An 11509-nucleotide genomic window follows, 5' to 3' on the forward strand; every position below is an offset into this window, starting at 1 on the left:
CGGCTTCAGACGTCTTCTGGCAGCTTCAGACGGCTTCAGACGGAGCTCCGTGTGGTCGGGGGAGTGTCGCCGTGCCGTCGCGCTCGCATCTGCGTGCGCCTCGGCCGGTCCTGGGCCGGGTGAGCTTCCGGCACGCCCACCGACCGATCACCGCTTCCCTCATCCTGTGGAGTGTCCCGTGTTCCGAGCCTTCTCCTCACTGCCCCTCGGCTCCCCCGCCGTCGGCCGTCTCGCCGTCGTCGGCGGTGTCGCCGCCTCCGCCCTGTTCCTGCTGGCCGGACCTGCCTCCGCGCATGTCGGCGTGCAGCCCCAGGGCGAGGCGGCCCAGGGCGGCTACGCCGTCATCAACTTCAAGGTGCCCAACGAGCGGGACGACGCCTCCACCACCAAAGTCGAGGTGAACTTCCCGGCCGACCACCCGCTGGCCTCCGTGATGCCGCAGCCCGTGCCCGGCTGGAAGGCCACCGTCGCCAAGGAAAAGCTCACCAAGCCGCTGAAGATGCACGGCAACACCATCACCGAGGCCGTCTCCAAGGTCACCTGGACCTCGGCGGGCGGCAAGATCGGCCCCGGCGAGTTCCAGCAGTTCCCGCTCTCCGTCGGGCAGCTCCCCGAGGACACCGACCAACTGGTCTTCAAGGCCCTCCAGACGTACGACAACAAGGAAGTCGTCCGGTGGATCGAGGAGCCCAAGGAGGGCGAGGAGGAACCCCAGAGCCCCGCACCGGTGCTGAAGCTCACCGCGGCCACGGGTGACGGGCACGACGGCTCCGGCTCCAGCTCCGACCACGACTCCGCCTCGGACGCCGACGCCGACAAGGCCACGGCCAAGACCGGCGCCCAGCGGAACGGCACCACCGAGACGGCCTCCGCCGACAGCAGCGACACGACCGCCCGTGTCCTCGGCGTCGTCGGCATCGTCGTCGGCGCCGCGGGGGTGGCCTTCGGCGTCCTGGCCGGCCGGCGCCGTACCACCGCCTGACCCGCGGCCCCGACCCGCGGTCCTGACACGCCGTACCCACCGCACCACGTACGACGCGGCCGTGGCGGGCGAGGCTGGGACTCCCCCGGCCCGCTCGTCCGGCCGCCACCGCACTCACACCAGGAAACAGCCCTATGCGCACCAAGAAGACCGTGACCACCGCCGCCGCTCTCGCGGCCGTGGCAGCACTCACCCTCACCGCCTGCGGCAGCGGCGACGACTCCGCGAAGCCGGTCGCCGATGTCTCCACCCAGGCCAAGACCCAGGCCGCGACGGTGCTCGACCAGCCGTTCAAGAAGCCGAACCTCGTCCTCAAGGACACCCAGGGCAAGGAGTACGACCTCCGCGAGGCCACCAAGGGCAAGCCGACGCTGATCTACTTCGGCTACACCAACTGCCCGGACGTCTGTCCGCTGACGATGAGCAACATCGCCATCGCCAGGAAGTCGCTCTCCAAGGCGGACCAGGAAAAGCTCCAGGTCGTCTTCGTCACCACCGACCCCGAGCGGGACACCTCCGCCGAGCTCGCCAAGTGGCTGCCCAGCGCGGGCGACCCGTCCTTCGTCGGACTGACCGGCGACTTCCCCACCATCCAGGCGGGCGCACGCCAGCTCGGCATCGGCATCGACGCCACCAAGAAGGAGAAGGACGGCACCACCGTCTCCATGCACGGCACCCAGGTCATCGCGTTCTCACCGAAGACCGACGCCGGATACGTCCTGTACGGCGAGGACGCCACCTCGGACGACTACGCCAAGGACCTCCCGAAGATCATCAAGGGCGAGAACCCGTGAACCGGCGCACCACCTCCCTCGTACTCACCATCGGCCTCACCACCACGCTCACCCTGACCGCCTGCTCCTCTCCGAACGTCCCCGAACTCAAGGTCAGCGACAGCTACATGCCCCGCCCCGTCAGCGACCTCGGCGCGGGGTTCCTCACCGTCACCAACAGCGGCGGCGCCGACGACAAACTCACCTCCGTCACCAGCGACATCTCCGACGACGTCACCATCCACCGGACCGAGAACCAGAAGATGCAGGAGGTGAAGTCCTTCGACATCCCCGCCGGCGGCGCACTGGATCTCGAACGCGGCGGCAGCCATCTCATGTTCATGAATCTCAAGTCCCGCCCCGCGCAGGGCCAGAAGGTCGGCATCGAACTGCACTTCGAGAAGGCCGACCCCATCAAGGTCGAGCTTCCCGTGAAGGAGACCACCTACAACCCCGCCCGCCACTGAGGCGGAGATCCCGCCCCAGACCGAGGGACTGAGAGACCTATGACAGCCACCGCCCCGCGCTTCGGAGCCGTATCCCTGGTGCGGCTGCTTCTCGTCACCACGGTGCTCCTCGGCACCGTCCTCACCGTGCTCTCCGGCACGGCATCGGCGCACGCAGCACTCACCGGGAGCACTCCCGAGGACGGGGCGGTGGTCGCCACCGCCCCTCAGGACATCACCCTCACTTTCTCCGAGCAGATCGCCATGGGCGACGACTCGATCCGCGTACTCGATCCGGACAACAAGCGCGCCGACACCGCGAAGATCCGCGATCTGGGCACGGGCTCCACCGTCAAATACGGGGTCGGCCTGAAACCCGGCCTGCCCGACGGCACCTACACCGTCGCGTGGCGCGCCGTCTCCGCCGACAGCCACCCCATCTCCGGTGCCTTCACCTTCTCCATCGGAGCACCCTCCAAGACCACCGCAGCCGTCCCCGACGAGAAGGTCGGCGGCGGGCTCGTGGGCACCCTGTACGACATCACCCGCTACATCGCGTACACCGGCTTCATCCTGCTCGTCGGCGGCACGGCCTTCATCCTCGTCTGCTGGCAGCGCGGCGCGTCCGTACGGCCCCTGCAACGGCTTGTCGTCCAGGGCTGGCTCGCCCTGACCGCCGCCACCCTCGTCATGCTGCTCCTGCGCACCCCGTACACCGGCTCGGGCAAGCTGGCCGACGCCTTCGACCTCGGCGGGCTCCAGGACGTCCTGACCACCAAGACCGGCGCGGCCCTCGTCTCCCGGCTGCTGCTGCTCGGCGCCGCCGCCCTGTTCATCGCCGTTCTCTTCGGCACGTACGCCAGGCGCGAGGCGCCGGAGGAGAAGGGGGAGGAGGCGAACCCAGGGGAAGGCACGGAGGAGAGCACGGGGACGACGGAGAGCACGGGGACGAGGGAGAGCACCGGAACGGCGGACAGGACGGGGGGCACGGAGAAGAACGACCTCGCTTTCGGACTGGGGATGGGCGGCACCGTCGTCGCCGCCGGGATCGCCGCCACCTGGGCTCTCGCCGAACATGCCTCGACCGGGATCCAGCCCGGTGTCGCCATGCCTGTGGACGTCCTGCACCTGCTGGCGGTGGCCACCTGGCTCGGCGGTCTGACCGCGCTGCTCATCGCTCTCTACAAGGCGCCTTTCATGGAAAGCGCGGCGATACGGCGCTTCTCCCGCATCGCTTTCGTCAGCGTCGTCGTCCTCGCCGCGACCGGGCTCTACCAGTCCTGGCGGCAGGTCGGATCGTGGTCGGCGCTCGGGGGAACGTCATACGGGCGGCTCCTTCTGGTCAAGGTCGGGCTGGTGGCCGTCCTGGTCGTGATCGCCTGGTTCTCACGACGGTGGACAGGACGGCTCGCGGAAGGGACAGGGACGGACTCGGGAACAGGCTCGGAGGCAGAGACAGAGACGAAGGCAGGGACAGAGGGGACATCGGAAGGGACAGGGGCAGGAGCGAAGGCCGAAGCCGCGGCGGAACCGGAGACTGGGAGTGGACCCGAGACCCCCGCGGCGACAACCGTCGTTGGTGACGCTGAGAGAGCTACCCAGCTCACACGCCAGAAAGCCGCGATGGCGAGCGCACGCCAGAAACGTCTGCGCGACGCCGATCCCGAGCGGGCCGGACTGCGCCGCTCCGTTTTCGCCGAGGCCGGCGTGGCCGTCGTACTCCTCGCCGTCACGACCGTGCTGACCTCGACCGAGCCGGCCCGCACCGCCGAGCAGGAGAGCGGCCGGGCCGGTGCCGCGGCAGCCGCCGAGCCCGAGAAAACGGGCCCCACCACCGTCACCCTGCCCTTCGACACCGGCGGCGAGAACGGCCAGGGCACCGTCAGGCTCGCCCTCGACCCGGCACGCTCCGGCGTCAACGTCATGGACATCTACCTCGACGACGCCGAAGGAAAGGCCATGGACGTGCCCGAGGTGAAGATCGCGTTCACCCTCACGGCCGAGAAGATCGGACCGCTGCCGATCGTGCCCGTACGCGCCGCCGCCGGAAAATGGACCGCGGACCCCGTCCTGCTCCCGATGCCCGGTGACTGGAAGCTCCAGGTGACCGTGCGGACCTCGGACATCGACCAGACGACCGTCGACAAGAACGTGAAGATCGGCTGACTCACCGTGAGCGACACGCGACAGACCCCGACCACCCCGGCCGGCCCGAACGCCTCCTCGGATCCCTCGGATCCCTCGGCCGCCTCGGACCTGCCTGACGACGCGAGGACGGCCGGCACCTCCACCGTCTCCAGACGGCGGCTGCTCGGTACCGCGGGCGCCGCCGGAGCCGCCGGGCTGGCACTCGGCGCCGCGGGCGGAGCCGGCTATGTGACGGCCCGCCGCCCCGAACCGGTCACCGCGCTGACCACCGTCGGCACCGAGACCGTCCCCTTCCACGGCGCACACCAGTCCGGCATCACCACCCCGGCGCACGCCCGCGGCCACCTGGTCGCCTTCGACCTGGCCCCCGGCGCGGGCCGGAAGGAGGCCGCAGCGCTGCTCCGCCGCTGGTCGGCCTCGGCCCAGGCGCTGATGGCCGGCGAACCGTCCACCGGCCGGACCGGAAGCCTCAAGAGCGGCGGCCATGACACCGGGATCGCCCTGGACGCCGGCCCGTCCTCCCTCACCGTGACCTTCGGCTTCGGCCGCACCTTCTTCGACCGTACGGAACTCACCGCCCGCCGCCCCGCCGCCCTCGACCCCCTGCCCGCCTTCTCCTCCGACCATCTCGACGCCGCACGCAGCAACGGCGACCTGTGGATCCAGATCGGCTCCGACGACGCGCTGGTCGCCTTCCACGCCCTGCGCGCGCTCCAGAAGGACGCGGGCTCCGCGGCCCGGGTGCGCTGGCAGATGAACGGGTTCAACCGCTCCCCCGGCGCGACCGCGCAGCCCATGACCGCCCGCAATCTGATGGGCCAGGTCGACGGCACCCGTAACCCGAAGCCGTCCGACCCGGACTTCGACCAGCGGATCTTCGTACCGGCGAAGGTGCCGACGGGCACCCCGGAGTGGATGGCCGGCGGCTCCTACGCCGTCATACGGCGCATCCGCATGCTCCTCGACGACTGGGAGGAGCTGACGGTCGCCGGGCAGGAGCAGGTCATCGGGCGCCGCAAGGCCGACGGAGCCCCGCTCACCGGCGGTACGGAGACGACCGAGCCGGATCTCGACAAGCGCGGGCCCGACGGCGATCTCGTGATCCCCAGCAACGCGCACGCCCGGATCTCCCGGCCGGACGCGAACGGCGGGGCCGCCATGCTGCGCCGCCCTTTCTCCTTCCACGACGGCATCGGCGCCGACGGAACACCGGACGCCGGGCTCCTCTTCGTCTGCTGGCAGGCCGACCCGCTCAAGGGGTTCGTACCCGTGCAGCGCAAGCTCGACCGCGGGGACGCGCTGTCGGCGTTCATCCGCCACGAGTCGAGCGGGCTGTTCGCGGTGCCGGGAGGCGCGGGCCGGGGGGAGTACGTCGGCCAGCGGCTGCTGGAGTCCTGAGCCTGCCCTACCCCCTACCCCCTGCCCTGCCCTGCCCTGCCCTGCCCTGCCACGGGAACCATCGGTGCGGCCGGGCCATTAGGGTGACCGTATGTCGGCCACGCGCTATACGTATCTCGGCCCCGAGGGCACCTTCACGGAAGCCGCCCTCCGTACTCTCCCCGAAGCCGCCACGCGGGAGCTGGTCCCGATGGTGTCGGTTCCGGCGGCTCTCGACGCCGTACGGAGCGGAGAGGCCGCGGCGGCCCTCGTACCGATCGAGAACTCGGTGGAGGGCGGGGTCACCTCGACCCTCGACGAACTGGCCTCCGGCGAGCCCCTGATGATCTACCGCGAGGTGCTGCTGCCGATCGCCTTCGCCCTGCTCGTACGGCCGGGTACGAAGCTCTCCGACGTGAAGACGGTGACCGGGCACCCGGTGGCCCAGCCGCAGGTGCGCAACTGGCTGCGGGCCCAGCTCCCGGACGCGCTGTGGGAGTCGGCCGCGTCGAACGCGGACGGGGCGCGGCTGGTGCAGGAGGGCCGCTTCGACGCGGCCTTCGCGGGCGCGTTCGCGGCGGCGACGTACGGCCTCGAACCCCTGGTCAGCGAGATCCACGACGCGGAGAACGCGGAGACGCGCTTCGTCCTGGTGGGCCGGCCCGCGCGCCCCGCGTCGCCGACGGGAGCGGACAAGACCTCGGTGGTCATCTGGCTGGGCGACGACCACCCGGGCGCGCTGCTCGAACTCCTTCAGGAGTTCGCGGTGCGCGGCGTCAACCTGATGCTGATCCAGTCGCGGCCCACCGGCGCCGGCATCGGCAACTACTGCTTCGCCGTGGACGCCGAGGGCCACATCTCGGACCGCCGGGTGGGGGAAGCGCTGATGGGGCTGAAGCGGATCTGCCCCAAGGTGCGGTTCCTCGGTTCGTATCCGCGGGCCGGGGTGTCGGCGGCGGACGTACGGACGCTGCGTCCCGGAACCTCGGACTCCGAGTTCATCGACGCGGCGGACTGGCTGGCCCGCAGCCAGGACGGCCGGGCCTGAGGTCGATCCGCTCGCCCTGTGCCATGGCACAGGGCCTGTGGACAGAGACCCGAGTTATCCACAGGGTCGGTTCTCGACCTGGGGACAAGTCGACAACCCGCATCGACTCAGTCGACAAATCTCCGCACTCATCCCCCTTTCGTCCACAGCCCCTCCGGCGGCCCGGCGTCACCCCCATTCCCGTGATCAACTCGTTGGAGCGAGCAATTCCCACCCGAATGAGTGTGTGAAGTGGGTTTGAGCGGCGCTCTTTCCATCCTCTCCCCGGCTTTCGCAGGGGCCTTTCCTCTGATCCACAGATCTCCCGCACAGCCTGTGGATAACTTTGGGGAAGCCCGCCTTTCTGTGGACAACAGGCGGCCCGCACCCCGCCACCGCTCCCCCAAGTCCCGCCCCACACAAGGGAAGTGGGTCAAGGCGACGACGCGCGAATGCCTCGTTCCGGCGAATTCAATCCCCTTTATTGACGAACGGCGGGAGACCCGCAAAGGACTTCCCGACAGTTTTACCAAATGCGGCAATTCGGACGGCGGGTGTGCCTGTCGACAATCGAGTGGGGCGTTGTCAGTGCGCACCGGTAGCCTGGTGGGGTGATTGACCTTCGCCTGCTTCGTGAGGACCCCGACCGTGTTCGCGCCTCCCAGCGCGCCCGTGGAGAGGACGTCGGCCTTGTCGACGCCCTGCTCTCCGCCGACGAGCGGCGCAGGTCGTCCGGCGTCCGCTTCGACGAGCTGCGCTCCGAGCAGAAGGCGCTCGGCAAGCTGATCCCCAAGGCGTCCGCCGAGGAGCGCGCCGAGCTGCTCAAGAAGGCCGAGCAGCTCAAGGGCGACGTCAAGGCCGCCGACGCCGAGCAGCACGAGGCCGACGAGGAGGCCAAGCGGCTCCTCCTCCAGCTCGGCAACGTCGTCCACCCCGACGTCCCGGTGGGCGGCGAGGAGGACTTCGTCGTCCTGGAGACGCACGGCACGATCCGTGACTTCGCGGCGGAGGGCTTCGCCCCGAAGGACCACCTCGAACTGGGCGAGTCGCTGGGCGCCATCGACGTCGAGCGCGGCGCCAAGGTGTCGGGCTCGCGCTTCTACTACCTGACCGGGGTCGGCGCCCTGCTGGAGCTGGCGCTGGTCAACGCGGCGATCGCGCAGGCCACCGAGGCCGGCTTCATCCCGATGCTGACCCCGGCGCTGGTCCGCCCGCGCGCCATGGAGGGCACGGGCTTCCTCGGCCAGGCGTCCGAGAACGTGTACCACCTGGAGAAGGACGACTACTACCTGGTGGGTACGTCGGAGGTGCCCCTCGCCGCGTACCACATGGACGAGATCATCGAGGCCGACAAGCTGCCCCTGCGGTACGCGGGCTACTCGCCGTGCTTCCGCCGCGAGGCCGGTACGTACGGCAAGGACACCCGGGGCATCTTCCGGGTCCACCAGTTCGACAAGGTCGAGATGTTCTCGTACGTCGACCCGGCGGACGCCCAGTCCGAGCACCAGCGGCTCCTGGAGTGGGAGAAGCAGTGGCTGACCGCCCTTGAGCTGCCCTTCCAGGTGATCGATGTGGCGACGGGCGACCTGGGCGCGTCGGCCTCGCGCAAGTTCGACTGCGAGGCGTGGATCCCGACGCAGGGCAAGTACCGCGAGCTGACCTCGGCGTCCAACTGTGACGGCTTCCAGGCCCGCAGGCTCTCGGTCCGGATGCGCGAGGGCAAGCAGGTCAAGCCGCTCTCGACGCTGAACGGCACGCTGTGCGCCGTGCCGCGCACGATCGTGGCGATCCTGGAGAACCACCAGCAGGCCGACGGTACGGTCAGGGTGCCCGAGATGCTCCGTCCGTACCTGGGCGGCCGTGAGGTGCTGGAGCCGATCGCCAAGTGACCACCGACCCGGCTGCCGCGCCGTTCCCGTACAAGCTGGTCGCGACCGATCTCGACGGCACACTGCTGCGGGACGACGGCACGGTCTCCGGGCGTACCCGCGAAGCGCTCGCCGCGGCCACCGCGGCGGGCGCGGCGCACATCATCGTCACCGGACGGTCCGTGCCCTGGACGCGCCATGTCCTGGACGACCTGGGGTACGAGGGCCTCGCGGTGTGCGGGCAGGGCTCGCAGGTCTACCACGCCGGTGAGCACCGGCTGCTGACCTCCCTGACGCTGGACCGGCAGCTCGCCGGGCTGGCGCTCGCCAAGGTCGAGAGCGAGGTCGGCCCGCTCGCCCTGGCCGTGAGCCGGGACGGGCTCGACGGCGAGGTCCTGGTCACCTCCGGCTTCCGACTGCAGGAGGGCCCGCTGCGGACCACGCTCGTCGCGGACCCGGCGGAGCTGTGGGCGGCGCCGCTGAACAAGGTCTACATCCAGCATCCGGGGCTGGACGACGACGCGCTGGCACAGGCCGCGCGGGCGACGGTCGGCAGTCTGGTCGACGTGGTGATGGCGGGCGAGGGGATAGTGGAGATCCTTCCCCTGGGCCTGACGAAGGCCACGGGCCTCTCGCTGGCCGCGCGCCGGCTCGGCGTGAAGGCGGCGGACACGATCGCGTTCGGCGACATGCCCAACGACATCCCGATGTTCGGCTGGGCGCGGCACGGCGTGGCGATGGCGAACGCGCACGCGGAGCTGAAGGCCGTGGCGGACGAGATCACGGACTCCAACGCGGACGACGGCATCGCGGTGGTGCTGGAGAAGCTGCTGCTCGGCTGAGCCGGCCGCGTGGCGACGGACACGGCGCGGGGAGCGAGGGAGTACGGGAGGGGCGGCCCGCGCGGATGCGCGCTCGAAGCGGCCGCCCCCGGGCGGCACTCGTGCGGCTGCGCGGAGGGGTGATGGCTTCTCCGGTACCGGCGCGGTGCCGTCCTGTTCGGAACGCGACAGATCTCGACGGACTCGTCAGCCGGTCATCGCCGTGCTCCGCTCCCGGTCGGTGGTGCGCCCCGGCAGATCGGCTGCCGTGACACCACCTACTGTGCTCCCGGCGCACCACGGCCCGCCACTGATTATCCGTAGGGGCCCGGCCCGGTCCGCCGGGAACGGATCAGCGGCGCTTACGGCCGCGCCGCAACTCCCCCACCTGCTGGACCACGTGATCCACCTTGGCGTCCACCCGGTCGATACGGTCCGACATCTCGCACAGCCGGTTGCTGATCGCGGCGACCACCTGGTTGGTGGCGTCGAGCCTCCGGTCGAGGCTGTCGAGCCGGTACGACATCCGGTTCAGCACCGGTCCCAGCTCCTGGAGCGCCACCCCGACCCCGCCGAGGCAGGACTCGACATCCGTCACCCGACGGTCGAGTGCGGCGTACCCCTCGCGCCAGCCCTCCTCGGCGTCGAGAAGGTACGTACGGACGCACCGCGCGATGTCGCTGTCGCGAAGAAGCATCGCGATGTTGAGGACGGCACGGCGGGTGTGGAGGGTGAGCTGAGTGGCGGCCTGTGGATAACTTTCGGCATAGCGCCCGCCCCATAGTGACACCATGTCACTATGAAATTTCCGCAGTTCAGAGCCTCGGAGTACCCGCATACCGCTTTCTGCGAGCTCGGCTCGATGCCTCGCCGTCACCTGCCTGATCACATCTGTGGATACTTCGAAGTACCGGGAGATGTCTTCTGTGCGGATGTGAATACCATCCGGGAGCATGACAAGGGCCTTGATCTTGTCGAGCGCGTCGACGCGCCCCAAATACTCAACACGCATCGCGCGCGATTCGAGCAGAGCACCTTCAGGTGGCATGAGCATGCCTTCCATTCGTGAACCGATGATGGTCGGCCCTCTCCCCGGGCTTCAGGGGCGGAGGTCGGCTCACGGTGGCTACTCACTCAATGACCGGTGCGGCGGCTCCCTTGAGCCGCCACCGGCAATCCCCAGATTCACGAACGCTCGACGCTACGAACTCCAGTTGCCTCCACGCTCACGGAACAACGAGCCGATAAACGTACAGTTACGCGGCCTCTCAGGACCCTCGGGACCTTCAGGCCCTCAGGGCCTTCAGGGGCCCTTCAGGGTTCCTCACTCCTCGCCCGCGAGCGTCAGCGTCCGCAGCTTCTGGCCCGCATACCAGGTCGCCGCCACCGAGACGCCCACCAGCAGGCTCACCGCCAGGGGCAGCCCGACGTCCGAGGTGATCGTGGAGCCCTCGCCGATCTTCTGGGCGAGCGCCAGCGCCCACTGCTGGACGCTGAGCGTCCGCGCGCCGGACACCAGGCTGCCGAACAGGGTCTCCCAGACCAGCGCGTAGACGAGGCCGATGACCACGGCGTGCCGGCTGACCGTACCGAGCAGCAGGAAGAGCGCGCTGTACGCGATCGAGGCGACGAGCGCCGCGACCGTGTAGGCGATCGCGATCTGCTGGCCGTTGCCGTTGAGGATCCATCCGGCGATGAAGGTGGGGATCGCGGAGAAGGCCATGGTGACGGCGATCGCCACGATCAGTTTGGTGAAGATGATCGCCGACCGCTTCACCGGCTTGGAGAGCAGATAGACGATCGACCCGTCGTCGATCTCGGGGCCGATCGCGCCCGTACCGGCGATCACGCCGATGAGCGGGACCATCGTCGCGAGGGCGAAGCCGCCCAGCACCTCCGAGGCGATCTGGTCGTCGACCCCGTTGAACGTACGGACGGCGACCGCCATCAGGATCAGCAGCGCGGGCAGTACGAAGAGGATCGCGGCCCGGCGCCTGCCGAGCAGGGCCCGGTAGGTGAGCCGGGCGACTGTGGGGTTGTACATGACGTCACAGCTCCTTTCAGGCC

General features: G+C 69.7%; 10 protein-coding genes. 8 read left to right on the forward strand and 2 right to left on the reverse strand.

Annotated elements, in window-relative coordinates:
• The first annotated feature begins 178 nt into the window (after positions 1-178).
• The 8 genes from ACIBJC_RS25140 (at position 179) to ACIBJC_RS25175 (ending at position 9463) form a co-directional block, all read left to right on the forward strand.
• A complete protein-coding gene (locus ACIBJC_RS25140) occupies positions 179-982 on the forward strand; it encodes a YcnI family protein (protein ID WP_399296120.1) in 804 nt (267 codons plus the stop codon).
• A gap of 134 nt (positions 983-1116) precedes the next feature.
• The gene (locus ACIBJC_RS25145) at positions 1117-1776 is read left to right on the forward strand and encodes an SCO family protein (protein ID WP_399296122.1); all 660 of its coding nucleotides are present in this window, start codon (positions 1117-1119) and stop codon (positions 1774-1776) included.
• Positions 1773-2222 carry a copper chaperone PCu(A)C gene (locus ACIBJC_RS25150; RefSeq protein WP_399296124.1) on the forward strand — a complete coding sequence of 150 codons (450 nt, stop codon included), beginning with the start codon at positions 1773-1775 and terminating at the stop codon, positions 2220-2222. The genes ACIBJC_RS25145 and ACIBJC_RS25150 overlap by 4 nt, the downstream gene beginning before the upstream one ends.
• A 39-nt stretch (positions 2223-2261) precedes the next feature.
• Complete coding sequence (locus ACIBJC_RS25155; RefSeq protein WP_399296126.1) at positions 2262-4367, forward strand: copper resistance CopC/CopD family protein; 2106 nt, start codon at positions 2262-2264, stop codon at positions 4365-4367.
• 90 nt (positions 4368-4457) lie between these two features.
• Positions 4458-5747, forward strand: coding sequence for an iron uptake transporter deferrochelatase/peroxidase subunit (efeB, locus tag ACIBJC_RS25160; RefSeq protein ID WP_399296775.1), 1290 nt, complete (start codon positions 4458-4460; stop codon positions 5745-5747).
• A 91-nt stretch (positions 5748-5838) separates the two neighbouring features.
• A complete protein-coding gene (gene pheA / locus ACIBJC_RS25165) occupies positions 5839-6774 on the forward strand; it encodes a prephenate dehydratase (protein WP_399296128.1) in 936 nt (311 codons plus the stop codon).
• Between the two features lie 590 nt (positions 6775-7364).
• Positions 7365-8642, forward strand: a complete 1278-nt coding sequence (gene serS, locus ACIBJC_RS25170) for a serine--tRNA ligase (RefSeq protein WP_399296130.1) — start codon at positions 7365-7367, stop codon at positions 8640-8642.
• Entirely contained in the window at positions 8639-9463 is an 825-nt protein-coding gene (locus ACIBJC_RS25175; RefSeq protein WP_399296132.1) for an HAD family hydrolase, read from the forward strand. Before serS ends, ACIBJC_RS25175 begins: the two co-directional genes overlap by 4 nt.
• 331 nt (positions 9464-9794) lie before the next feature.
• Here the strand turns inward: ACIBJC_RS25175 and ACIBJC_RS25180 are convergent, their stop codons facing one another.
• Both ACIBJC_RS25180 and ACIBJC_RS25185 read right to left on the reverse strand, forming a co-directional pair.
• Positions 9795-10490: a hypothetical protein gene (locus tag ACIBJC_RS25180; protein WP_399296777.1), complete on the reverse strand. Its 696-nt coding sequence runs from the start codon at positions 10488-10490 to the stop codon at positions 9795-9797.
• A 276-nt stretch (positions 10491-10766) separates the two neighbouring features.
• Positions 10767-11486 carry an ABC transporter permease gene (locus ACIBJC_RS25185; protein ID WP_399296134.1) on the reverse strand — a complete coding sequence of 240 codons (720 nt, stop codon included), beginning with the start codon at positions 11484-11486 and terminating at the stop codon, positions 10767-10769.
• Positions 11487-11509: the final 23 nt, after the last annotated feature.

The organism is Streptomyces sp. NPDC050509, from assembly GCF_044457965.1.
Taxonomy (GTDB): domain Bacteria; phylum Actinomycetota; class Actinomycetes; order Streptomycetales; family Streptomycetaceae; genus Streptomyces.